The following is a 25117-nucleotide window of genomic DNA, read 5'->3' on the forward strand; positions in this document are numbered from 1 at the left end:
GCCTTTATCTTTTTATTTTTTTTAATACTTTTTTATTTTCTTTTACATACTGCGTAATATATCTATCATAGCCGTCTTCTTTTTCTTTTATTAATAACGCTCTTCTTTTTAGCGAAGAAATTATTTTAAATATTTCTTTCAGCTCATTGTCAACTTTAAAGTTTCTTGTTTTAATTACTTTTTTTATTTGGTTAACTTCTGCATCGAATTCTTTTTCTATTTTTAAAATTTTTTTCTCATTGTTATTGCTTTTTGCCAACAGCTTTTTGTAATCTTTAATAAGATAATAAAGAGCATCTTTTATATCGCTTAATCCAACATAATTTACCGGTCCTGCGTACAACATTGACGACAACATTGTTCCTCCTATAAAAACAGTTAATAATTTTTTCATCATTTCTCCTTTTATTTTTTTCTACTGATTTAACATTGCCGGATTATAATTCATATAATCATAAACGTTTGTAACCAGTTCGTTAAATTTCTCAAGTTTTTTAAGATTTTGGCGTATTTGCATTCTTAAATTATTCATCACCACAATGTTCTTATTGTCAAACACTTCTTGACTGATTTCATAAATAAATATATTGTTTTTACATTGCTCCATAACCTCATCCACAAATTTTTTTCTATTTACTATGTTATTAATTGCATTTTCTAAAACTCTAAAGTTTTCAAGAACTGTATTAAATTCTTGAATTTTTTTATTGAAAAATTTTTCTAACTCGGCTCCTGAAAAACTTTCGGTTTTATTTATAAAACTATTTAATTCCTGTTTTATAAATCCTATGTTTTTTTCTAATTCCCTCTCAATATCAAACAGTATTTTATCTATCTCATTTCTGTTTCCAAAAATGATTTCCTTTAACGCTTCCCTAACATTATCTCTTTCTAAAAAATTTCTCCACATAATATGATTAAGTAAAAATAAATCGCTAAAATCAATTTCATTTCTATTGTTTAACCAGGCACTGACTTTAAAAATATCCAATGAAAGATTTATTTTTCTGTCTGATACTTTTACTCTCAACTGTATCATCTTTTCCCTAATACTTATGTATGCTCTTCTGACAAGAGGGGGTATTTTAACCGTTTCCCTGGCTTTATTATAAACATAATTCAAATCATCTAAAGTTACCTGAACACTTAAATAAGGTGTACTGTCAAAATCTCCCGCAACATATCTTTCATAATTTTCCATTTTTTGAATAGGAAGCACTTCATATCTGAATAAAAACCTGTCGTCTAACGCATCAAGACTTTCATCCTGTGGAAATTCATTTGAAGCTGCCAACATACAAACCATAGGCACCCTAAATTCACCGACACCTCTCATAAAGAATTTTCTTGACGGGTGAGTTATACCAAGCAAAGTATTTAAGATTTGTGAACTCCCCTTAAATATTTCATCTAAGAACGGAAAATGGGAATCCAAAATAGAATTGGTAATGTCATATTGCATCTTACCGTTTTCATCAACATAAGAAGTACCGAAAAGCTCTTCGGGTTTGGTATGTGCCATAACTAAATACTCAAAACTTTTTGCTTCCGGTATTGAATTTATTAAAATATTTAATATATAAGTTTTTCCAACTCCCGGAGGTCCTATTAAAAACATATTTGTTCTGCTAAATATTGCCAATACCAGTATTCTGATAAGCTCTTCTCTCTCTATTGCCTTATTTTCAAGTTCTTTAATTATTTGAATAGTCAACTGATAATATTCTTCTTGAGTTTTTGGGATAAATTTTTCTTGCAATTTTATTCCTTTTCTGCATTTTTGAAATTTTGATTATGTTACTGAATATTTAAAAAAATGTCTATTTGTCCGTAAGAAAAAAAGAAAGTTATTTAATTTCTTTTTCTTCTTTTGACGCGAGATTTTCTTCTAAAATTTCAACCATTTTTTCCTGATAATCCATAATAGTACCAAGCCCAATTTGAGAGTCTTTTGTAGAAGTTTGTTGTATATAATTCATATTGGCAAGCAGTGATTCCACCTGTCCGTTATCCATTTTTTCGTAGCCTCTTCCGAATTTATCGTAAACGTTTTCGTTGTTAAATCCGCTTGTGGCAAGAACTTGAGGAAGGGTTTGAGCCACTTCAGGATGTTGGGCAACATAATTTCTGAAATCGCTCATCGGCACTCTTGTAGTATAATCGCCCAGTTGCAGATAACCATTGTTGTTTCCTATACTTAACTCTCCGCCCATTGTAGGAATAGTTATTCCGTTTACCGGCGCTACCGGATTATATAAATCCCTGAACTGATTCATCGCTTCGGCAATATTTTTGGTTGCCTGAGCCTGGAATATCTGATTAACTACCGCAGTGTGATAATCCTGCCCTGACGAAGGCTGTTGTATGGCGTTTGCTGTTACAGGGGAGATTGGTATAGTTGTTTTTGTATCATTATACATTGGAACATCATTATTTGAAGAAAACATATATTTAATTGCTGCATCAGCTAATTGAACCATATTATTATATGCTGCATTTATACCGGTAACCGGTATTTTTACGCTGTCTTTAAATCCTTGAATATAATCGCCTTTTGCAAAATCATTTACCGCTTTGTGATATTGATTTACCATTCCATCTACAGCACCAAAAGTTGCACCGTTTGTAATATCATAAGCAGTTTTTTCAGCAGCATCAACAGGAGATAATCCTTTATCAATATATGATTTATATGTAGAACCAGCATCATACAAACTATAAGCTGCTCCTGCCAATCCTGCGTATTTTAGTAATTTTTTACCTATTTTTAACGCTTCACCTTTTATACCTTCTCTCTCTAATGTTTTAACAGCTCCATTAAATTCTTCAAACTTATCCCCCGTCATAATGTTTCCACTCTCTATTAAATCTTCAAATCTGTTTTTTATTTCTTTTTTCGAATAACCTAATTTCTTTAACCATTCTTCATTAATAGGTTTATCATTTTCAATAGCATCAAGTATTTTATTTTTAGCTTCAATATTTTCGGATTTTCTTGGCCTTTTAGCACTTATTTCGTCTTTTAATTCATTTAGTCTAATTTGATTAAGTGCATTGTCATTAAATAAACTTTCAAGTCTATTGACATTTTTTTCATTTTCGTTTATACTTAAATCAGATTGATTTGAAGGAGGCTGAGAATGAGTATAATTATTGGACTTGCTTTCTGGGGATTTATCGGAATGTTGATTTTGGGCGGTATTGCTGGAATTTATGGATTTTTGAAAGGATTTATTAGAGCTTTCTTGAGAAATAGAGGATGGATTTGATTTATTTTCTAATTTATTTTCAAAATTCTCACCAAATTTATCTAAATTTGTTTTCGCCCAATTCATAAACTTACCAACACTTCCAGGTTCTATTTTTGACATTTTAAATGCTTCAAATCTATGTTCTTTAGGAATGTCTTTTAAGTTAAAAGATTGTCCTGCTTTAATTTCTTTTCCATCCAAAGTTTTAAATGGCAAATCTTCTTTTGCTATCATCTTTCCATCTAATAAATTTTTAAATCTTGAAACAGCTTCAACTCCAGCTGTTCCACCTGCTGTAGCAACCAAATAAGGTGCTATTTCTTGTGCTTGTTCTTTTGAAAATCCAAGTGATTGTAAAAAATTGCTTGTAGCTTCAACTCCCTTTGAAAAAATTTTTGGTAACCATTTTCTTGGGTCAATTCCATTTTCTATTGCTTCTTTTGTAATCGCTTCATCCATATTTTGTGGATTTCCTAAATTGGCTTTAAAATCCCTTCCTTTTTCACCTTTTATTGAAGCATCGGCGTTAACAATACTCTCACCTAAAGAGTTATATTGTTGTGCCATTCTCATACCACCGATAAACATTTTATCTATACTTGAGTTTGCCGCTAATGCTCTTCCTTTAACCCAAGCCTCTGCATCATCAGTAGCAACTATATTGTTGTTTTTATCTACCTTTGCTATTCCAAGTTTTAATGCTTGTTCATTAAATTCATCAAGATAAGATTTACCTGTTTCTGGATCAATTCCCATTGATTTTGCTTGTTTTTGCAAGTTTTCGAAAAGTTTTTGTCTTGTTTCAGGATTAATCGCAGTCATAAATGTTTTTAATGCATTTTTACCCTCTTGTTGAATAGCACTTAATTCTTGAGCTTTTACGAAATCATCAGGAGAATCATATTGTCCTATTTTTTTATACTCACTTCCTTCTTTTGCTTCTGTTAGAGTCTTGGCTTTCTCTCCAATCTTATCAAGAGCTTTTTTAAACTCTTCCGCACCTTGTTTACTTCCTTCAATTATTGCTTTTGCTAATTTTTCCGCTTCTTTATCATTCATTCCATTTGCCATTAATGCTTTTTTGATTTCACCCTCAGTTCCTTTTAATTGTTTACTTGATTGTATTGCACCAGATACATAAGCCATATTTGCAAAATCATCAATTCCACCAGCTCCTTCAATTCTTCCAAGAGTTCCTTTTATATTTGCTTTAGTTCCTCCTTCTGCAACCTTTTGTAATTGTTCATCTGTAAAACTGTTTAATGCTCTTCCTGCACCTATAGTTTTTTCAATACTGTCTCTTTCCTGTTGGTATATGCCATTAGCATATTCTCCTTTTAATCTCTTCTCCCCATTAGCTCCCATCGGTTCAAAAGCTTTTTCCAAGTCAGCTTCACCTGCAAGCCCTTGTGCCAAGAAACCTTTTGCCGCTCCCGCTTTAATAAATCCCATAAATTCCTGTTCGCTTATACGGTTGCCGTTTTTATCCGTTAATATAGCTTCCCCTGTTCCTATAGTTTTATTTGTAGCCGCCCCTGCTTCTCTTTCGGCTCCTTGATATAAGTCGTTTAACCCGTTAACATCATTGTCAACGGCATTCTTGATACCTTCCATTGAACCAGCCTGCTGAACTCCCTGATAAAATCCTGCCTTATTGGCGTCTTCCATTGTTCCTCTGCTTCCAAATCCAGCTGTCTTGGCGATGGAATTTGCAGTCTGCTTTTCAAGCCCTTCAATATACTTATCTCCAGCACCGGTTCCGAAAATGTTTTGATTAAGATGTCCGTCACTGTCATATATATGATTTCCGTTTCCGTCCGTAGCTTTTAAAAGCCCTTCCGCTTTGGCAACCATCTGCACTCCACTGTCAGTTCCCAACACCCTTGCATCCGCTGTGGTAATATGTGAACCGATATAATTATCCTTTGCCCCTTCCATTATTCCGTTGGACATTCCGCTGATTACCGCATCGTTTAAATGCACTTCGCTTCCGTATCCGATTGTTTGCGCCATTCCTTTAGCACCTATCGAAAAAGCACCGTTTCTTATAGCTTCAATAGACGTACCGTTTGTTACAACTCCTGCTCCTGCGGTTTGGAAATCGGCAACCGTTGCTTTGGCGTAGCTACCCATTGCATAATTACCCAAATCACCTTTTCCTGCAATCGCCCCAAATGCGGCACCTCTATTTATTGCGTCAATTTCGCTTTGCATTTGATTGTATAATTTTGCTCCTTCAGCCGTGTCAATTCCAAGTCTATCGGCAATATATTTCATACCTCTGTTATGAGATAATTCCTCCTGATATTCTAAATTGCCCTGAAATTTAGCAGTTTCAGCTGTAGCCAAATCAGGATTGGTACCGGCATACATTCCTTTTACGGCTCCTATTAAACCTGTAGCGGCTTTAGTTTCCCCCCAAAATATAACGGTAGGTGTAATAAATACGGCGGCAACACCCAATATTCCGGCCAAACCTGCGGCTTGTGCTGCATCCCCTACAAAATAAGGCATATTTAATACGTTAAACAGGTTTTTACCCATTCCGTAATACAGTTCACCTATACTGTCGGCCGAATAATAATTTGCTACATTATGCGCAACAGCAAGTCCTATATCTATAGATTTAAAAGCTATAAGCCCAAAAAAATAATTAGTTAATATTTTAAATCCTCTGTCTGTTCCGACAACAACGGCCACAAGCGCCATCGGTATATACAATGCAATCAAAATTACAAATAATATATTCATCGCTTGTGGAATTACTTTCATCATCCAATTAAAACTTCCAAGTCCTTCGTTTATAAGATTCATTCGGCTTTTTTCAGACGCAACACCCTGAGTGATTTGTAATCCGTTAAGCCCTATTCCGTATTTTTGAAAAAGTTTAGGAATCGACAAACCTATAGCCATATTTACCATTGACTGTTTAAAATCCCCTATTGCACTCATATTATACGGGTCTATTAGATTTTTAAAAACGGCAGTGGTATATTTTTCTAATGACGAATCGTCCATATCCAAAGGATGCGTCATTGCTTTAAATCTTGCCACAAAATATTTTTTCAATGTATCTACATTGGAACTGTCCGATATATCATCATACAATTCCTTACAGGTTACCTCTTCATTATCAAAAGTCACCTTTTCATCGCCTGAAAGCCCAAAATTTTTATAATTAAGCGAATTGATATAGTCATCGTTAGGTCCTACTAAATATTTTGCATATTTTATATTGGTCGTAAGTCCTTTATCTATAAGACAATCCCCTATGTAAGTTAGCGATTCTCTCGCTATTTTAGAAGCGTTGCTGTCGGTACTGAATGCGGAAGTATATAAATCACCTATTTTAGTTGAGGAAAGTATGTCTTTAAGAGGAGTACCGTATCCCACATTGCTGTAAGTGGTGTACATATAGTCGCTACCGTCAACATCGGACATTGTTTCATCAATTTTTTCTGTTACATAAGAAGTAATAATGGATGCCGCGCTTGCCCCCATCGCTATAGCCAAAGGCAAATGCTGCACTTCAGCCGCCGAAGTGTATGAAATATTGTAGTTGTTTTGAACATCACTGTTATAAGTAATAAGTCCGTAATCCACTCTCTTGTCAACAATAAAAAGCGTTGAATTAGGCACAAGCAAGAAAGCTGCTAATGCAAGACTCCAGGTAGTGTGTTTTAACACCCCAAGCAAATCGCCTTCATGTGCTTTTTTAGCGGCAAAATAAGCAACTATGGTAACACCTAACGCTAAAACGTAATCCAATGAACCGTCTTTTGTAATCATTGCAATGTATTGAAAAACTTTGTAATACGGAATTACGTTTCCATATACATACATTGTAAAATGGTTCTCGGTTAAATCAAAAGTGTCATCTGCAAAAACACTTAACGCAAAAGAGAAAAGCAGTAAAAAAATCCTAAACATTTTTTTTCCTATTTACCGGTATTTTTTGCTACTATAAACATTCTGACTTTTTCGTTCGGGTTTAATTTATTATTTTCAAAACTTACGGCATATATACCATTTGAATAAAACATCTGCGGATATAATATTATACTATTTTTTGTTTTGTTTTCAACAATCCACTCTTCGGCCTTATAATTATGCCCTATAAGGCTTTTGACTTGTATTAGCCTGATTCCGTTTGTTGTATAATCAAGGGTACCTGCTTGATATTTATATCCCTGAGGTATTTTATTATTATATATATACCTTATCAGTTTTGTTATTACCTTCTCGTGTGAAGTGCTTTCAAATTTCTGCGCTTTTCGTCTGTCCTGTGAATAATCCAAAAACGTTATATACCTGTCGTAACCGTCCGTTTTCATTAATTTTGTCTTGATATCCAGGACTATAGGATATTTATACCCCCATACAATCAAATTCATTCTTCCTTCTTTTTTAGGCGTTATAGTTAAAACCTTTTTTGTCCTGCTGATTAATATGGGTTTATGTTTTGACAAAAGGGCATTTGTTTTCTTTGTGTTTTTTTTCTTCTCCGAATTTTTTTCATCTAACGGTTTTAATGAATTTAATTCTTCGCTTATTTTTACTTTATACACAAAACTTGTAGCTTTTACAGCCTTTATCTCAAAAGGAAATTCGATAATGGATGGAACGCCTATAGGTAACACCACATTAACTACTTTGTTGATGGGAATTTCCTTTGCTTGAGAGTGTGTAAATACAAAAAGTAAAAAAACAACCGTATAAAACATTCTTTTTATCATTTTTTAGCCTTTTGGATTTTCTTTTTTCTTTCCTCTTTTTTGATTTCTTCTAAATATGCTTTTTCCACTTCCTTATTTATTTTTTTGCAATCAGTTATAAATTTTTCTAAAAAGAGATGGTAATCTACGATTTTGAATTTCATTTTATATAAGCAGAGATAAGTTTCGTTTAAAAGATTCGCTCCGACTTTTTTATGTGACAGTCCTTCCACTACAACTTCACCCTTATTGTTGCCTCTTACCTTGTAAGGCGTGAAAGTGTTGGTAATAAGATTGTTTTTTATATTATCAGCAAAACTGTTAAAATCCGCTTGGGCCTTTATTATTCTTTCAGGCGCAAAAAGATACAATACCTTTTTAATTTTTTCGTCTATATCCACCGGAGAATAATTGCCGATTTCTCTTGCAACATATTCTCCCCATAGTTTGTAAAAGAGGCTATTGGCTTTTTCGTAACCAATGTAAATCTGCCCGGTCTGATAAATTTTTGGAGGAATTTCTACGGAAATTTTTATTTTTTCTTCAAGCTTCGAAATTGATACTAAAAGATAAATGATTATTATTATAAAGATAAAACTCATAAATGTTAAATATCTGTTTTCCGTTAAGACGGCATACACCCTGTCAACATACTCTTTCCCGATAATTTTGTAAATAGGTTTTTTTAACTCTTTTTCAACTTCCTGGCTTTTTTTATATTCTTTTTTATTTTTTTCACTCATTTTCTCCCTTTATCAGTCAATTAGCTTTTTTATAAAGCCGTATGGAATCTCCACATCTTTTTTATGCAATTTTTTAGGCTGTGAAATTCCAAGTTCGTAAAAGAAAAAATCTATTGCATTGCTGCTTGATAGTTTTTTCCTTATTTCCCTGTAAAGTTTTAAGGAAAAATACGATGAAACGGTTAAGAAAAAAACAAATATATAAGGCGGGACGGAAATCATAAAAAGGGTAAAAGCGGTTATGCCGTCAATTATCGCTACAAATTTTAACTCATCCGTTTCAAATAAAAGCCATAGTTTTGGCCTGTTAAGATATCTTGGAAAAGGAACTCTTTTAAATCTCATTCTTTCTCCTTTTTTTCTAAGGGTTTTATAACGTTTTCATAAATCATTTCAAGATTTTCTATTGTTTTATTAAATTTTACAATCAGTTTGATTTCTTCTTCGCTCAATAAAGACGTATTTATTTTTTTTAAACTTTTATCAACTTTTTTGGCCAGCTTGTTTAATTTTATCGCCTGTTTGGTATTAAAAATCTTTATCCTCCAGCGTTTTTAATTGTAAAAGCTCTTTTTCTCTTGCAATTTTATCAGCATTGTGAAGAAAGGTTAAGTAGTACGTATCCTTAATTAAATATTCGGGAACATATTCAAAAGACGTATCCTTTAAAATTTTCGCCGCATAGATATATGAGGCTTTTTCATGCGGTATATCGTGCGGTATTTTGTATTTGTTTCTCAAAAGTTTACTTTTTCCGGCATCGTGTAAAACGGCTAAGAGTCTTATTATCACATAATCATTAATGTTTTTTAAATTCAAGTCTTCCTCTATAAATCTCTCAACGTTTATAATATGCTGATAAAGATTTATTTTTGAGAGAAGCTTTGCCCTTTGAACAATTTTCTGATTATTTTCATATCTGATTCTATCAACTTCCACCGATGGCGTTTTATCAAACTTAAGTTCTAAATACTCTTTTTTAATTCTATCAATCAAGTCGTTAAGTTCTTTTAAAAATTCTTTCCCCTCGTCTAAATCTGAAGAAAAACTTTCCTGAAATCTTTTTCTTTTTTTAAGTATAACCTCGTCAATTAAATGCATCTGAAATATTTTAATCCAGCTTATCATTTTTACCCTTTGTGCTCTTCTTTCTTCACTTCGTTGTATTTTATAATTTTAATTAAATTTTTTTCCTTAAATTTATTGATAAACTCTTTACCTAAAAAGATTTTTATATAAAATTTTCTGTTGTTGGTTTCAAGTATGCCTTTAAAAAATTCTATATTTTCAATTAATCTTGAAAAAATCCTAAACAGTTCGTCATCACTTTTTTCTTTAATAAATTCGTTTAATTTAATGTCGATTTTGGCTTCTATTTTATCAGTTTCAACTTCGTAAAGAATTTTTATAAAATCTTCAAGCAAAATAAAATACGCCCTGTTAAATTTCGCAAAATAAATCTCATTTACTTCTTCAAAAAGAAGTGTTTTTATTTTTTCTTTTTTATCTTTGTCAATTTCAAGCTCTCCGTTTTCAATTTCTTTAAAAAAGAAAAACAACCTGTCGCTTTTTTGTTCTTCATTCATTTGTGCCTGGAATGTGTTATCTTCATTTCCGTTAATTCCAAAGTCATTTAAAAAACTATCATCACTCATTTCATAAAGGCTTTCTAAAGACGTTTGAACGTTATTGTTTTCCGGAACCGAAACATTTCCTTCAACATTTTCTTCTGCAGCCAAAACTGTTTCTGCTTCGTTTTTGTTTAACGCTTCATTTTCTTTTGAAATGTTTTTATCTTTTAATCCGTCTTTAGGGTTTTGTTTTGGCTTTTCATTCTTATCTTTCTGTCCGTCTGCGATTATATTATGTACATTGCTTTTATTTTCTTTATTTTCAGTGTTCAAACTTTCATCAAGTGATTGGTCTAAATTATCCGTTTTATTTTCATTTAAAACGTTTTTATTTTCTGCCCCTGTGATATTTGGCATTTCACCTAAAATTTCATTTAAAAGTGTTTGTGTATTTTTTTTAATTTCTTTAATGTTTTCATTACCGTCTGTTTCATCCATTTTTTCAATTATATCTTTTTCTATAATGCTTTTTAATTTGTCTTCGTTTATATCGCTTTTAGTTTTAATCTCTGCAATTACTTCCTTAATTGACTGTGATATCTGCTGTGGCTGTGACGCAATCAAAATAGTAAGGTTTTCAATAAGTTTGCTTAATCTGTCGTTAACGTCTTTATTTTTTTCTTTTTTATTGTCCGAATTTTTATTTTTGTTTATCACATATTGTATTCCGGTTTTTAAATCAATCATGTAATCGTGTTCTTTACCTTTTATTATCGAAACATCTTTGTCTTTATGTTTATTCTTTTTATCAATTTTTTCTTTTTTAGTTTTATATTCTTTTTCATAAACTTCAGGTTCCTCGATTTTAAATAAAACATCTTCATCAAATGCGGTTGTTAATTTTATAAAATTTTGGTCTTCGATATTTGGATTTGGTATCTGTGTATTTCTAATCAGGTCAAAAACGTATTTTGCATCTATTACAATTTGCCTTTCATCGAATGAAAGAAGCTTTTTGACTATTTTATCCCTTATTTCTAAAATTTTTTCATCTGAAATAAAAGTATGGTTTTTATTTACAAGCAGTTTTAAAAACATTATAAAATCGTTTTTATTAATCAAATAATATTTACCGTCTTTTGATTTACGTATGTCAAAAGGAAAAATTTCTATAAGCATATAAGCGTCAAGCGGGGTAAGATGAAAAACTTCATTTCTTTTTTTGTAAATGTTAATCAAAAATTTTCTAAGTCTTTCTATTGAATTTATATAGCTTTCTCTTATTAAAATTTTTTCATGAAGTTCTTTGTCAGTTTCTATCTCTTTTTCTTTCAAGATTTTTTTCAAATCGTTTGTCCAAATTTTCTCATTTTTTTTCTCTGAAATTTTAAAAAAAAGTAAAACCAAAAATATTCCTCCAAATAAAGCAATCAGATAAGGTAAAATAACCAAAAGATATTTCAAAAGTTCTTCATTCATTATTTAACCTTTTTTTCTTTTTCTAATCAAAATTTTTTAACGGTTTTATCTAAAAAAAATCTTTTTTTTTCCTCCACATTTAATCCGCATTACACTATAATATAATTTCAAATTTATATTATAATATAATTTGACTATTATACTTCACATTATAATATAATTTAATATAATATTATATAAAATTATATTATAATATAAATATAGAAGCTTCACTCATAAAAACAAAGAAAAAAACTTATTGTTATTCAATGTTTTTCTCTACGGTAAAAAGCTCTTTTGCCACTGTATAGTCAAGCTTTTTTTTAATAAAACTTTTACTGTTTTCTTCAAAAAAATCCATTATTAACTCAATGTTTTTTTTATCTTCAAAAACGTTTTTAAGCGCAGTTTTTTTTACAAAAAACATATTCAATTTATAAATTTCTCCGACTTTATTTTCAACAAAAAACGGATAAAAAATATTACCCTTAAGCATCGTAACTTTATAAGAAGTAATAGAGTAAATAGTTCCAAAAAGTGTTTTCATTAACACCTGAGCCGGAAAATTCATTTTGTAATTTTTAAAATCCACACCGTAAAAAAGGTAAATCAATCTTGGAACTTTTTTCTTTTCTTCCTCTTCTTCTATACCCCCCTCTTCTATAAGAAAATCAATCAGATTTTTAAGAAAAAACCCGTAATCGACACCAAAAACATAAGGATTTGAATTATTGATTTGTATAGGACAGGGATAATCTTTTTCCCTGTTTTCATCATAGAATTTTTTTGCGTTAACAATTACTTTCTTCATAAAAAGATTAACTCTTTCTTTTGTGTGAAACACCGCAAAAATATCAAGATACTCACGAAAAGAAAGAGAAAAATTAGGAATAAAAAAAGCGTTTTGCTTTTTGATTTTATTAATATCAGCCATCTAATACATCCTTGTTTGCTTGAGTATTTAATTGAGAATTTTCACTGTTGTACTTAGCTTTTTTTTCCACATCTTTTACAAGTTTCTCCAGTTTTATTTTTTCCAATGCAAGGTCAATAATAGCTCCTACATCCACACCGGCCTTTGCCAATTTGTCAAGCATATTTTTTGTTCTTTTTTTTACTTTAATGCTTCTTATCACATCAAATTCTCTTTCTTCAAGTGCTTTTTGAAGTTCTTCGAAATTCATACCGCTCTCCTTTAATTAATATTTTTTTCAGTCTAATTATACACTTATTTTTTACAATTTACAGCTCAAATTTTTCAATTAAAAACTTCATATACCCATTATTTAAAAGTTCATTTAAATCTTTCCCGAATTCACTGCTCCATTCAAGTAAAACAATATTATCAGTGTATTTGTCAAGTATTTCAACAAGTCTTTTTGCTCCTTCTATACCTGCTTTATCTTGGTCGAATGCAATATAGATTTTTTTGTTTCTCAAAAGGCAAAGGTATTCTTCTTTAGCATTATAAATGCCCGGAACCGAAAGAAAAGCATATGTACCGTCTAAATACTGCGCAATGGACATAGCGTCAATATGTCCTTCAGTTATTATCACTTTTTCTTTTTCCAAATCTTTTCTGCTGAAAGGAAATGGTATCGGTATTAAAGCTTCGGGATAAGAAATTTGAAACTCTTTTGCATTTTGCCAGTCATAAGTTTTAGTCGCCCTTAAAATAAGTCCGTTTAGAAGATTATTATTCAGTTCAAAACTCGGAACAACACAAAAAGCCTCTTTGGTAATGTATCTAAATTCAAGCGGCCTGTTGTAGTGGTCTGTAGGATTGATTATCTTAAATTCAACCAAATCTTCATAAGGAAAAGTTTCTAAAAGAATCTTAGAAAGCTCTTTCAAATCATCCTTGCTTAAACAGCCTATTTTATCAATAAAAGCACACTCTCGTATTCCTCTTGAGTAATAGTATTCCGTTTTGATATTTTGATTTGTTTTTAAAGCAAACTGATATATAAAAGCATATAAAAGTTTCAGTTTCTGTGCGGTTTTTAAATCCTTATACTTAGGTAAAAAATCCGATAAATTTATTTTTTTAAAATCTTTAATCTTTATACATTCCAATTTCTTGGCTTTTCTTTTTAAGCCTTTTTTTTGAATAAAATTTTTATGGGATTCTTTAATCGTTTTCTTGTTATACTCTTCATCGTCTTCCAAATAAGGAATTTCAAAATTCTCGTGCAGCCAAATGCAGGCCTGTTTAAAATCCCCGTTAAATAAAACCGTTTTTACAATGTTAATCGCATCGCCTTTAATTTCCGGATTAACCATACATTTGCATATATTCTTATCCTTCCACACAATGAGAGATGGATGCCTGTCGCCGTTTTTATGCGCACCACAAAAGCAGTGCATAGGAACCGTTTTTGAATAGGAAGAGGATGCGGCTTTTCTTGCCCCAAGTAGTTCCAAAACGTCTTCAAGAGGTATCTGTTTTAACGCTTCTATATCAAACTTCACGCTATTTCTTTATGCTCTTTTTGATGTTCTCACCGCCGCAAACCTCTTTGTTAAAAACATACTCACCTGTGCTTTTACCGTCCAGTATATATTTTACGGTTCCGTCTTCTTTGATTATATCCTGAAACAAAGGCAGCCTGCATATTTTCTTTTGAAACTCTACCTTCTTGGTTGTATGTATATATAAAACCAGTGTTGTTTGCCCTTCCACCTCAACTTTTTTTATCTCTCCGTAACTTAATTTTACCGGCGGTTTTAAATTGTCTTTTATCGCATTTAATATAAAAGGCAGATACTGGCTTGCAAAACTAACAATCGTCATTAACAAAATCAAAAAGAGTTTTCTCATTTTCTCTCCTTAAATATTCTCTGATTCGTAATTTTAACCTCTCTTCAGGTATAACCGGAAACTCATACCTTTTTATATCTTCAAATATTTCGTCCTCAAGGGGCAGTCTTCTTTTTTTTCTTGAAAGTATTCTCTCGTGAATTTTAGATATTATCCAAAGGCTTGGCATATATAAAACAAGTGTTTCATCTTCGTTTAAGTGAGAAAAACAGCATAAAGAACTCAAATAAAGTCTTGCTGCGTTTTTTAAAGTTTCTCCCCTTGAAGTTATAATTATCGCTTCAGCGGCTCTTATTGTATCTTTTATTTCTTTTACGTTTTTAAAACGTTTTTTAATTATATTATATGTTTTTATTAAATTATCATTTATAAACTCTTCGGGAATTCTCTCCTGGAAGCCTTTTATCAGTTCCTGGCTGTCTTCCTTAAATCTTTTTATAAGTTCCTCAATATTTAAAGTTTCCCCTTTCGCCGCCACATTCATCTAATTCTCCTTTTTAGAAGTCTAATATGTATTATAACGCAAAAACTGCATAAAATCAATAACTTTTCGCAGAAACTGCATAAAGTTTACCCGCAAACTGCTTCTTTTTTTTATAAATGATTGATAAAATAACAGAAAAAAAGGATATTGATGGGAATGAGAATCAACCTGAACCTGAAAGACGAAAACGGAGAGCTTAAATTAATCTATTCATTGTTGGAAAATAAAGCCCAGGCTGTGGAAGACGCATTGAAACTTGCGGTAAAAAATCCCGAATGGAGAAAAAAGCATTTAATAAGGGTGGATAAAGAAAAACTGGAACAGATTCTTGGAATAATAGTCAGCGACAACCGCACCAAAAACGATAAAGAAAGCTGAATGCCGCTTATTAAACAAAACTGGCTTAGGCAAATAAGAATATATCCTACTTTCAAATACAATATATACAACACGGGTTCGCTTTTCCCGTATATAAAAATTGTCAAAATCGCTTTTATACTTAAAACTATAAAAGAAAACATAGAGTACTTGGATGAAGCCCAAATCGCCAAACTTAAAGAAATCTCAAATAACATTACAAAATTCGCAACAGAAAGCTACGTAAACGGGCTCCCATTTGATAAAAGCAACTTTATCTACCCTTCTAAACACTATGCCTCAACAACGGTGGATTTAATTATAGACACGGATATACAGCCTTTATATACCCTCTTTAAAAAATTAGACAGAATAAAATATAAAGATGGAATAGAGGAAGAAAAAAAACGTTTTATGAAATTTCTTGACGTTGTTTTTGAAAAATTGTTAGATATAGCCTCCTCTATACCGGAAAAGAAAAGAAAAAAAATAAAAAGATTTCTTTCGTTCACAAAGGGAGTGTATGGCGAAAATTGAAGAAGCAAGAAAAATATTCAAGGAAATTGGTTCGGTTTACAACATAACACCCGATGAGGTGGAGGAGATTTTTTATGAAATAATGTGCAAACACTTAAATGAAGACAATATCCTTTTAGACGATGACGGTTTATACGTAAACGGTATATTATATGAGTATTTTGACATAAGCGAAATAAGAAAATTTAGAACCGCTTTAGAAGACGAAATACAGCGCTATTCGATTAAAAAATGGGAAAATTACCTGAATATGTATCTCAGAAACAAAAAAATTATTACCGGAACACTCCAAAAAGAAGGAAAAAAATTTTATTATTTTTCCCCTATAGATGATGATAACAAAAAACTCCAAAACATCCTGCTGATACAGGTCCCTAAAACAAACGTCAGGCTTAATTTTTCAGTCGAAAAGGGAAATGTGTTTTCGCTTTATTTGTCCGATAAACCAAAAATATTCAGAAAAGAGAAGCCGATTTACTTTAACAAATTCTTTACTGTGGCAAAAATAATTACGCGCAGTTCGGTAAAAGCCATAATAAATGAAAAAATAATATCGGTTTTTAAATCAATCTATACCGCAGACGATTTTAAAATCAAGTACATATCACCCATCAAATCAAGATACGGCATAATAAACCTGATTATAAAAAAACCGATTTCCGCCAATCTTTTAAATTATCTTAATAAGAGTTTTGAGAAATACGGATACATTGTAAACGCAAAGGAGAGAAAAAATAATGTATAAATTAGGACACAATCTTTTTATTCCCTCAAAAGAGGTCGTATGGAATTACCGAACCGAACAGAATCCTCACTTAATGATTATAGGAAAATCGGGCAGCGGTAAAACTTTCCTTTTAAGGAACATATTAAGACATTTTGCTTTGAATGAAAAAAAAAGAATAAATGTTTTCGTTATAGATTTTCACGGGGATTTGGAAATAAAAGAATCGCAAACGATAGAATACAATAAAAATTCCCCCACCTCAGCCGGCATAGGCGTATTTGAATTTGACTATTATTCCAAAGCCGGCGGGATTTACAACAGGGTGGACGAACTGATTAAAATTTTTGAAAATTCGTTTTTCAATTCTATGTCCCCTTTAAGAAAAGCCCTTTTAAAAAAACTGCTTCTTGACGTATATATTCAAAAGGGATACAATCCGGACGACAAATCTACGTGGAACAAACCCGCCTCACAGCTTCCTACATTGGAAGATTTGGCAAATCTTATCAGGAACATCATAACAATCCTGCAGGAAATGAAAAAAAACAAAACCTCTCCTGACTTTTCAGTAGCTGTAAACCAGTTTAAAGAACTGCTTAAAAACAAATCGAATTACAAAAACGATGCGGAACTAATAAAGGCGGCCGATGATATTTATGAAATGTATAAAAAAGAACTGCTTGAAAAGGAAAAGAGCATTGAAGAAAAACTCGGCATTAAAGACTTCGGATTTTACACAAAAAAAAACGTATTGAATTCGCTTGAATCCATCGAAATCTATATAAATTCAATGATAGAAAGCAAAATTTTTTCGAAAAACAACCCAGTATTGAAAAAAGAATATAATGTTTTCAGGTTCAATTTAAAATATCTTGAAGATGATTTGATGCTCTTTGTGGCAAACCTTATTATTCAAAGAATATTTACAAAACTTAGAATGAGATACGAATACAAACAAAACGAAACTTCAAACCTCAACACATACATCGTAATAGACGAAAGCAAACTTATCCTTCCAAACAAAGAAAGAAACAATGATCTGCATTACATAAATAGAATAGTAAGCGAAGCAAGAAAATTCGGACTTGGAATAATACTTGCATCGCAAAGAATAGCACATTACTCTCAGGAAATGCTTAGCAACATTGCCACAAAGATTGTGCTGAACACTGACGAAAGCGAACAGCCGGTTGTAAGGAAAAAGCTCGGTATAAAAGACGGCAGAATATTTGAACAGATTAAATCAAAAGAATACGGAATAGCTTACGTAAAAAACAATTCTATAGACGAAGTTGTTAAGCTTATTTGATTATTTTTGGAGCAAAAAAGAAGACGGAAGCGTAGAAAAAAAAGCCGTCTTTAAACACGAAGGGTTTGTCCCTGCGTGTTAATCATTTTGTATTTTCAGAAAATCTCCGCTCTTTAGGGCGGGGTAGCTCACATATATATTAAAAAAAGTCCTCCATAATTTTTCTCCCCTTTTCACTTAATTCCAAAAATAAAATTACTCCCCCTATTCCAAACCATATCCCAGCATACAAATACTCCGAATGCACTAAAAACACTATTATCGGAACCAAAATCAACAATATAAAATAAATCAATTTCCAGGTCATTTATTTTCCTTATGCGTTTTTAAAACTATTTTTATACTTTATACGAACTTTTTAAGCACTCTTTAAGTTTAAAATGCTATTATTATATAAATAAAAAACCTAAAAAAAGGAGAAAAAATGAAAAATAAAACTTTTTCTAAATCTAAAAAAATTTATGTGTTTAAACAATTAACACACGCATATATTCCAATATTGCTATTGCTTTTTCTCCCCCATAGCTTTACTACAGCATTAGTAGCTATGGGATATATAGCAATTTCCTCATATGTCTATATAAAAAAATCCCAAAATCTCCCATCTTATTATTGGGAGTATTATATGATAAATTTAATTATACCGTTATTTTTGATAACGGCATATGTAGAAGGACTTTAAGGTCCTTTTTACAGATATTTTTTTCTTATAAGATAAGAATTTTTTCCTATGTAATTCCCATATAATGATATCCTAAAAGGAGAAAAAATGATAACAATTAGTCAGGATAAATTAAAAATAATAAAGAAGTTAAAGAATTCTTCAGACATATATAAAGTTTTAGAAGAAGAAATAAAAGAGGCGATACTAAATAAAACAAAAATGCCTCTGATAAAAATAGCAATAGAAGAAGCTATAGGTAAAGAACTTTCATTACAATCATTAAAAAATTTCGTAGCTCAAAACAAAAAAAGATGGATAGAGGAAAATAAAAAAGGAGAAAAAATGGAAAACATTTACGACAATATGGAGGAAATAGATAAAATTACACAAAACGATAAGGAAGATGATATGAAAAAGAGATTTATTTTACTTGCAAACGATAAAGGAGGAGTTGGGAAAACCACACTTGCCACGTTAATTGATTTACCTAAAAGTTTAATCTTAAATTTAGACTTATCAAGAGAAATCGCCGATATTTACCCTTATAAAAAGATAGTGGATTTTGGAAAGGTGAAAGAAGAGGAAAATATCGAACTTGAAGACTTTTTGGAACTCTTATCCCAAAGCAAGGAGTTTAAAAATATTATAATTGATACAAAAGGCGGTATTACAGAGGATTTATTGAAAGTATTGCCTTATATTGATACAGTTATAATTCCTATTAAGGTAGGAACTACAAGTGAAAAACCTTCATATGAATTTATAATGGAACTTAAAACGTATATAGATGAATTAAATAAGAAAAAAGTAAACTGGGCAATTGTATATAATGAAATATCGCCTAAATTTTTACAAAAAAGCGGAATAGGGAAATTTGAGCTTATAGATGATTTAAAAGAAAACGCAAAACTCTTAAAAAAAGAAGTGTTGGGGAAAAGATTAAAAGCAGTAACATATTTTAAAAGAAGCGAAGCAATAGCCACAAGAGAAATGAAGAAAAAAGATATTGAAGAGCTGCTAAAAGAAAATTTTGGAGCATATTTGGTAATAAAAAATGAAATAAAAAGATTAAACAAAGACTTAGAACCGGCTTTTAAGGATTAAAATGGATGAGAATTTTGTAAAAAATGTATGTAAAAAGCTTGGGATAACACAGAAAGAATTGTCGGAGAAAATGGGCGTTAATGATGTAACTGTAAGAACTTGGAGCAGTAAGGGCAATGTTCCAGAATGGGCAGTTAAATTTATGAATTGTCTTTTAGAAAAGAAAGAGTGTGAAACAAAGCTTCAAAAAATCCAAATGGCTTTTAAATATATAGAAGAAGCAAGAAAGCTCTTAAAAGGATAAATAATGGAAATAAATGAAAACATAGTAAAAAAAGTGTGTAAAGAGCTTGGATTAACTTACAGAGAGCTTGGAGAGAGAATAGGGTATAGTGAGGGAGCTATTAAAACAGCCGCTGCAAGCGGAAAAATAAGTGAGCCAATGCAATAAGTATAATGATTTTAAAAACGGCGAAAACGCTTATACAAAATTAAAAATGCTTTTATAGGAGAAGTAAATGAACGAATTAAAAAAAATTCTTGAGAAAAGAAAAAAAGAGGGGACTGTTAACACCATTATGCAAAAGCAGCTAAGAGGGGATTTTAAGGAAATTCAGGAAATTCCTCTTAATAAGCTTTTGGAAAATCCTTACCAGCCAAGAATTGAAATCAAGGCCGATGAGGTCAGGGAACTTGCAAATTCCATAAAAGAGCAGGGGCTCATCCAGCCTATTCTTGTCACCAAAGCCGAAGACGGTTATTATATTATTGCAGGACACAGGAGGGTTGAAGCCCACAGGCTTTTAGGTAAAGACAAAATAAGGGCGTATATAATAAAAGCCGATAAAAACAAACTTGCTTCAATCGCAATCGTTGAAAATCTTCAAAGAGAAGATTTGGATTTAATTGAAACCGCTTTGGCTTTAAAAAGATATAAGGAGGAATTTAATAAAACCCTTGATGAGATAGGAAAAGAAATAGGCAAAACAAAAGGTTATGTATCTCAAATTTTAAACGTCCTTAATTTACCGGAAGAGATTATTAAAGACATAAAAGAAAATAAAAGCACAAAAGACGTCACTGCTCTTAACTGGCTAAACTCTTACGCTAAAAAAAAGTTTAGCATGCTAAACAAGCCTCAAAATCCCCATAAAATCGAAGAAAACGAAGAATTTAAAAAAGGGAAAAATGAAATTATTGAACTTTATCAAGGTTTTTTAAAATACGGAAGAGGGTGGTTAAAGAATGAAATTGACAAAAGACTGAAAGCTTTAAAAAAGCAAAAAGCGCCTGAAATAAAAATGGAAATCGGAAAAAGAAAAACCAAAATTGAAATAAATATCCCTTTAACCCAAGAAGCCATTGAAAAATTAAAAATGCTGATAAAAGAATTTGCGGAAGAGTTTAAGGTAGATGAGATTAAAGTAAAGGATAACAAGTATCTTAAAAAACAAAAACACGTCAAAAAAGAAGAACCTGTAAGGGAAGATAAAAAGGAAGTTGGAATAAATTATGAAACGGCTGATAAAGCTTTTAAAGAAATAGAAGATTTGGTTAAAACAAAACAGTAACACATAAGCTCTTCTCTTCTCTTGACAAATCCAAAAAAAATTTTTTATAATTAAGCACTTCTTTTTTTAGAAGTTTCTCATCATTTGTTATGATGAGTTAAGGTACATTGCATTCAGCAGTGTGCCTTCCACCTTTTGGTGGTAAAGTCGGCAATTCTCTCCCGCCCCGTTTGGGGTAAGTCCGACAATAAAAAAGGGAGAGTATAAAAACCCACAGCTTACCCCGCTCGGGGAACAGGTGGAGTATATCTTCACTCCACTTGCTGTGGGTTTTTGGTTTCGGAGGTTAATTAAAAAAATGTTGTTAAATAAAACTCACATAAAAGAAAAGTATACTTTGTTTTGTGGGAAAAATTAAAAAATAATTAAGGAGGTTGTTATGTCTTTTTTAGAAGAAATTAAAAATATTCAAAAAGAAGCCCTTTTAAAGGCTTCAAAAGAATGGGAGCTTTCGCTCCCAAGTTATGAGTGGATTGAAAAAATTCAATCCCACATAGCAAAAGTTGTTTCATATGTGTCTAATGGCACATATGGGACGACTTCTTGGCAATTTCGCCAAGGATACCTCTTCATTGAAGGAGGCAATCCTTGGCTGGAAGAAGCCAAGTTAATCCAACTCGGATTTAAAAAATATAAATCCGGGTGGATTAAGAAAATAGTAAAATAAGGAGGTTAAAAATGTATAATAAAATCATACTCGTAGGAAATTTGACACGTGATGTAGAATTGAAATATACGCCTACGGGGACTGCTATTGCCAAATTCGGTTTAGCAACCAATAGGACATATAAGGATTCCGTGACAGGTGAAAACAAGCAAGAAACGATGTTTATTGATATTACGGTATTTGGCAGGAGTGCCGAAATTGCGAACCAATACCTCAGAAAAGGTAGAAGGGTCTTAATCGAGGGGCGCCTGGTTTTAGACCAGTGGGTTGACCAGAGCGGACAAAAACGCAGCAAACACTCTATAGTAGCAGAAAAAGTGCAGTTTATGGATTCAAAAGCAAGTAATACAGATGAAAGTATGGGTGGAGGTTATCAGCAAACATATGCCCAACCTCAACCACAGACTCAAACGACACAAAATTCAAATCAAGTTCCAACAATGGATATTAACGAAGAAGAAATACCATTTTAAAAATTTAAAAAATTAATTAAGGAGGTTAATAATGTATGAAGTAATTTGCCCTGGAAGCAGTGATAAAGATTGTCCAGCTTATAGCGGTGAATTGGAAATCTGTTGTCCTCATTGCGGAGAAGTTCTTGCTACATATTCAGAAGATTACGCATACAATAATCCTAATGGTTTTGATATGTGGCAAGACCAACTGCTCTCCCAACACGAGCTTTATTGTGAGGCTAACCCATTAGGAGAAAACACTCCCGATAAGGTGTTATTTGAAGGAGAACTACATTTTAAAAACAATACAAAAAAATTTCAAATTATTGAGCATTATTATTGGTTTAACAATGGTTTCTCTACCTATGAGGAAGCTTCTATAATAGTTAAATGGGATAAAGGAGGTTCAAGTACAGGTGAAACTACACTTATAGTGAAAGAATGGAGTGAAGCTGTTTTAGGTGAATTAAAAAACATTCCTGAGGAATTAAGATGGGATTTTGTTCAAGCAGCAGCTTCAGCATTAAGATACGAAATAGAAATGAAAAATCCTCATTTAAAAGTAGAAATAGATACTCCTATGTGGGGATTTGAAGTAAGAGTAATAAAAAATACAAACCTTCATTCTCGAAGCAAAAAAGATGTTGAAGAAATAATAATAGAAGAAGCTTAAAAAGGCTCCACAGGGGGCTACGATGGGCATATTGCCTTTTACACTCGTAGCTCCCTTGTGGAGTAGAGTGTCATCGTAGCCTCCGATGGAACTTTTTGGTTCCTAAATTAAAAATAAAAAAATTAAGTTAAGGAGGTTACGATGGCTAAATTTGCTGAAATTTTAAGAAATGGTATTAGAAAAGCAAATGAGTTGGATAATTCGTTAGGTAACAGAAGCTCTTATATTGGAGCATCTGATATTGGAGGTTGTTTAAGAAAAGCATACCTTGACAAAGTAACTGAAACAAAATATACAGATGAAACTCTTATAATTTTTCAAAGAGGACATTTGGTAGAAAACATAGTGCAAAAAGCACTTGATAGTCAGGGTATTAAATATCATTATCAATTAGAATTAGCTTCAAAATCTCACGACTTTATAAAAATTCATCCTGATTTTGTTTTTTGTAGTAAAAAAGAATGCGTTGTAGTAGAGTGCAAAAGTGTTAGTTCAATACCAGATACTCCGTATAGTAGCTGGTTATTACAATTACAATTACAAATGCACTTGACAAAAGAACACTTTGATAAAAATGTTAGAGGGTATGTTGTTGCATTAAACATAAATACGGGAGAAATTAGGGATTTTGAGGTTGCATATGACGAAAATTTAGTTCAACTTGCATTAAAAAGGGCAAAAAACCTATGGGAGGCACTGCAAAAAGGTGAAGAACCTGAAGCAGAGGAGCAATTATATTGCTCTAAATGTCCTCATAGAAAAAACTGCCCTGTATATATGAAAGGGGTAATTAATCAGAACATTCTTATGCCGGAGGTTGAAAAAATTGTAAGCTTGGAACAAGAAAAAAAGGAGCTTGAAAAAGAACTTAAAGCAAAAAAAGAGGAAGTTTTAAAGTATCTTGAAGCAAAAAACATCAAAAAAGCAAAAGTATCAGATTTTGTAGTAACTGTAACAAATTCAAGTGAATACACTACAATTGATACTCAAAAACTAAAAAAAGATAATCCCGCTTTGTATGAAAAATTGATTAACGAATATGGTAAGACTATTAAAAGAAGTTCATCACTAAAAATTAAATAATTTAATTAATAATTAAGGAGGTTGAAATGTTAGTAGTTTATGGAGGTTTATTGATAATGTTCGTAAGCGGTATGATATTAGCAAAAACTGCACATTTAGGATTAATTTAAAGTTTAAGGAGGTTATTATGGAAGCAACTGCTACTCAAAACAAAATTGTATTAGCACAAAATACATTAGATATTAACTTTATAAAAAAACAATTCTTCCCACCAACTGCATCTCCTAAGGATGTGGAGTATTGTTTAAAAGTAGCTCAGACTTTGGGACTTAATCCAATAAAAAGAGAGATTTTCTTTATAGAAAGAAGTTCCAAAGTGAACGGTCAGTGGATTACAAAGATTGAACCTCTCACATCAAGAGATGGATTTCTTTCAATAGCTCATAGAACCGGTAATTTTGCCGGCATTGAAAGCTATTGTGATTTAAAAGAAGTTCCTAAACTTATTAATGGGATTTGGCAAAATACCACTGACTTGGTAGCAACTGCTAAGGTATATAGAAAAGACACAAATATACCTACAATCGTTGAGGTAGAGTTTAGCGAATACGCACAATACAAAAAAAATGGAGAGCTTACTCAGTTCTGGGCAAAAATGCCAAAAACAATGCTTAAAAAAGTCGCTGAATCACAGGCTCTAAGGAAAGCGTTTAATATAAGCGGTATTTATAGCGTAGAAGAGATGGGAGTAGGCCATGCGGAAGGTGGAGAACTTAAAATAGATGAAGAAGCTGTAAAAAACGAAGAAAATGTCATAATACCAGAGACAACCCAAAAAGAAGTTAGTGTCATTGATAATATTCGCCAAACGCTTCAAAATTTTGGAATGGATATTCAAGAGAAAAACGGCTTTTTAAAAGTAGTTGAAAAAACAAAAGGAGCTATTTTCAAAAATAGAAATATCCTAAAAGAGCTTGGCTTTAGATTTCATGGCACTAAAAAAATCTGGTGGAAAAAAGTAGCTTAAAGTATTTTAGGAAAATAAGG

The 25117-nt window shown here is 31.7% G+C and carries 28 protein-coding genes; 14 read left to right on the forward strand and 14 right to left on the reverse strand.

Annotation, left to right across the window (positions count from 1 at the left end; all coding sequences use genetic code 11):
• Positions 1-4 precede the first annotated feature (4 nt).
• From ACXJH6_RS01505 to ACXJH6_RS01565, 13 genes are all read right to left on the reverse strand, one after another.
• Entirely contained in the window at positions 5-394 is a 390-nt protein-coding gene (locus tag ACXJH6_RS01505) for a hypothetical protein (RefSeq protein WP_456470000.1), read from the reverse strand.
• A 21-nt stretch (positions 395-415) separates the two neighbouring features.
• The gene (locus tag ACXJH6_RS01510; protein WP_456470001.1) at positions 416-1759 is read right to left on the reverse strand and encodes an AAA family ATPase; all 1344 of its coding nucleotides are present in this window, start codon (positions 1757-1759) and stop codon (positions 416-418) included.
• Positions 1760-1847: 88 nt separating this feature from the next.
• Positions 1848-7181 (reverse strand): conjugal transfer protein TraG N-terminal domain-containing protein, encoded by a 5334-nt coding sequence (locus ACXJH6_RS01515; protein ID WP_456470002.1) that lies wholly within the window; start codon positions 7179-7181, stop codon positions 1848-1850.
• Positions 7182-7189: 8 nt separating this feature from the next.
• Positions 7190-7987: a hypothetical protein gene (locus ACXJH6_RS01520; RefSeq protein ID WP_456470003.1), complete on the reverse strand. Its 798-nt coding sequence runs from the start codon at positions 7985-7987 to the stop codon at positions 7190-7192.
• Positions 7984-8709: a TraE/TraK family type IV conjugative transfer system protein gene (locus tag ACXJH6_RS01525; RefSeq protein ID WP_456470004.1), complete on the reverse strand. Its 726-nt coding sequence runs from the start codon at positions 8707-8709 to the stop codon at positions 7984-7986. Before ACXJH6_RS01525 ends, ACXJH6_RS01520 begins: the two co-directional genes overlap by 4 nt.
• 12 nt (positions 8710-8721) lie before the next feature.
• Positions 8722-9054 carry a hypothetical protein gene (locus tag ACXJH6_RS01530; protein ID WP_456470005.1) on the reverse strand — a complete coding sequence of 111 codons (333 nt, stop codon included), beginning with the start codon at positions 9052-9054 and terminating at the stop codon, positions 8722-8724.
• Positions 9055-9237: 183 nt separating this feature from the next.
• Positions 9238-9837, reverse strand: a complete 600-nt coding sequence (locus ACXJH6_RS01535; RefSeq protein WP_456470006.1) for a hypothetical protein — start codon at positions 9835-9837, stop codon at positions 9238-9240.
• 2 nt (positions 9838-9839) lie between these two features.
• Positions 9840-11759: a hypothetical protein gene (locus ACXJH6_RS01540; protein ID WP_456470007.1), complete on the reverse strand. Its 1920-nt coding sequence runs from the start codon at positions 11757-11759 to the stop codon at positions 9840-9842.
• Positions 11760-12000: 241 nt separating this feature from the next.
• On the reverse strand, positions 12001-12672 hold the full coding sequence (locus tag ACXJH6_RS01545) for a hypothetical protein (RefSeq protein WP_456470008.1): 672 nt from the start codon (positions 12670-12672) through the stop codon (positions 12001-12003).
• Positions 12665-12922, reverse strand: a complete 258-nt coding sequence (locus tag ACXJH6_RS01550) for a hypothetical protein (protein WP_456470009.1) — start codon at positions 12920-12922, stop codon at positions 12665-12667. Before ACXJH6_RS01550 ends, ACXJH6_RS01545 begins: the two co-directional genes overlap by 8 nt.
• A gap of 58 nt (positions 12923-12980) precedes the next feature.
• Positions 12981-14210: a toprim domain-containing protein gene (locus ACXJH6_RS01555; RefSeq protein WP_456470010.1), complete on the reverse strand. Its 1230-nt coding sequence runs from the start codon at positions 14208-14210 to the stop codon at positions 12981-12983.
• Position 14211: 1 nt separating this feature from the next.
• Entirely contained in the window at positions 14212-14559 is a 348-nt protein-coding gene (locus ACXJH6_RS01560) for a hypothetical protein (RefSeq protein ID WP_456470011.1), read from the reverse strand.
• The gene (locus tag ACXJH6_RS01565; protein ID WP_456470012.1) at positions 14519-15043 is read right to left on the reverse strand and encodes a hypothetical protein; all 525 of its coding nucleotides are present in this window, start codon (positions 15041-15043) and stop codon (positions 14519-14521) included. The genes ACXJH6_RS01560 and ACXJH6_RS01565 overlap by 41 nt, the downstream gene beginning before the upstream one ends.
• 150 nt (positions 15044-15193) lie before the next feature.
• Between ACXJH6_RS01565 and ACXJH6_RS01570 the strand changes: the two genes are divergently transcribed.
• From ACXJH6_RS01570 to ACXJH6_RS01585, 4 genes are read left to right on the forward strand one after another with little or no spacing between them, the layout of a single operon-like run.
• Entirely contained in the window at positions 15194-15421 is a 228-nt protein-coding gene (locus ACXJH6_RS01570; protein ID WP_456470013.1) for a hypothetical protein, read from the forward strand.
• Positions 15422-15937, forward strand: coding sequence for a hypothetical protein (locus ACXJH6_RS01575; RefSeq protein WP_456470014.1), 516 nt, complete (start codon positions 15422-15424; stop codon positions 15935-15937).
• On the forward strand, positions 15924-16682 hold the full coding sequence (locus tag ACXJH6_RS01580) for a hypothetical protein (protein WP_456470015.1): 759 nt from the start codon (positions 15924-15926) through the stop codon (positions 16680-16682). The genes ACXJH6_RS01575 and ACXJH6_RS01580 overlap by 14 nt, the downstream gene beginning before the upstream one ends.
• A complete protein-coding gene (locus tag ACXJH6_RS01585; RefSeq protein WP_456470016.1) occupies positions 16675-17973 on the forward strand; it encodes an ATP-binding protein in 1299 nt (432 codons plus the stop codon). Before ACXJH6_RS01580 ends, ACXJH6_RS01585 begins: the two co-directional genes overlap by 8 nt.
• Positions 17974-18112: 139 nt before the next feature.
• Here ACXJH6_RS01585 and ACXJH6_RS01590 read toward each other — a convergent pair whose 3' ends face one another.
• The gene (locus ACXJH6_RS01590) at positions 18113-18280 is read right to left on the reverse strand and encodes a hypothetical protein (RefSeq protein WP_456470017.1); all 168 of its coding nucleotides are present in this window, start codon (positions 18278-18280) and stop codon (positions 18113-18115) included.
• Positions 18281-18397: 117 nt separating this feature from the next.
• Here ACXJH6_RS01590 and ACXJH6_RS01595 point away from each other — a divergent pair, with 117 nt between their 5' ends.
• The 10 genes from ACXJH6_RS01595 (at position 18398) to bet (ending at position 25097) form a co-directional block, all read left to right on the forward strand.
• Entirely contained in the window at positions 18398-18655 is a 258-nt protein-coding gene (locus tag ACXJH6_RS01595) for a hypothetical protein (RefSeq protein WP_456470018.1), read from the forward strand.
• An 87-nt stretch (positions 18656-18742) separates the two neighbouring features.
• Positions 18743-19741 carry a P-loop NTPase family protein gene (locus ACXJH6_RS01600; protein ID WP_456470019.1) on the forward strand — a complete coding sequence of 333 codons (999 nt, stop codon included), beginning with the start codon at positions 18743-18745 and terminating at the stop codon, positions 19739-19741.
• Position 19742: 1 nt separating this feature from the next.
• Positions 19743-19985 carry a helix-turn-helix domain-containing protein gene (locus ACXJH6_RS01605; protein WP_456470020.1) on the forward strand — a complete coding sequence of 81 codons (243 nt, stop codon included), beginning with the start codon at positions 19743-19745 and terminating at the stop codon, positions 19983-19985.
• A gap of 3 nt (positions 19986-19988) precedes the next feature.
• On the forward strand, positions 19989-20132 hold the full coding sequence (locus tag ACXJH6_RS01610; RefSeq protein WP_456470021.1) for a hypothetical protein: 144 nt from the start codon (positions 19989-19991) through the stop codon (positions 20130-20132).
• A gap of 67 nt (positions 20133-20199) precedes the next feature.
• On the forward strand, positions 20200-21252 hold the full coding sequence (locus ACXJH6_RS01615; RefSeq protein WP_456470022.1) for a ParB/RepB/Spo0J family partition protein: 1053 nt from the start codon (positions 20200-20202) through the stop codon (positions 21250-21252).
• Between the two features lie 379 nt (positions 21253-21631).
• Complete coding sequence (locus tag ACXJH6_RS01620) at positions 21632-21919, forward strand: hypothetical protein (RefSeq protein WP_456470023.1); 288 nt, start codon at positions 21632-21634, stop codon at positions 21917-21919.
• Between the two features lie 11 nt (positions 21920-21930).
• Positions 21931-22392, forward strand: a complete 462-nt coding sequence (gene ssb, locus ACXJH6_RS01625; RefSeq protein WP_456470024.1) for a single-stranded DNA-binding protein — start codon at positions 21931-21933, stop codon at positions 22390-22392.
• A 31-nt stretch (positions 22393-22423) separates the two neighbouring features.
• Entirely contained in the window at positions 22424-23047 is a 624-nt protein-coding gene (locus tag ACXJH6_RS01630) for a hypothetical protein (RefSeq protein WP_456470025.1), read from the forward strand.
• Between the two features lie 141 nt (positions 23048-23188).
• On the forward strand, positions 23189-24130 hold the full coding sequence (locus tag ACXJH6_RS01635) for a Dna2/Cas4 domain-containing protein (RefSeq protein ID WP_456470026.1): 942 nt from the start codon (positions 23189-23191) through the stop codon (positions 24128-24130).
• Between the two features lie 127 nt (positions 24131-24257).
• Positions 24258-25097, forward strand: coding sequence for a phage recombination protein Bet (gene bet / locus ACXJH6_RS01640; RefSeq protein ID WP_456470027.1), 840 nt, complete (start codon positions 24258-24260; stop codon positions 25095-25097).
• Positions 25098-25117 lie beyond the last annotated feature (20 nt).

It is taken from the genome of Caminibacter sp., from assembly GCF_053999135.1.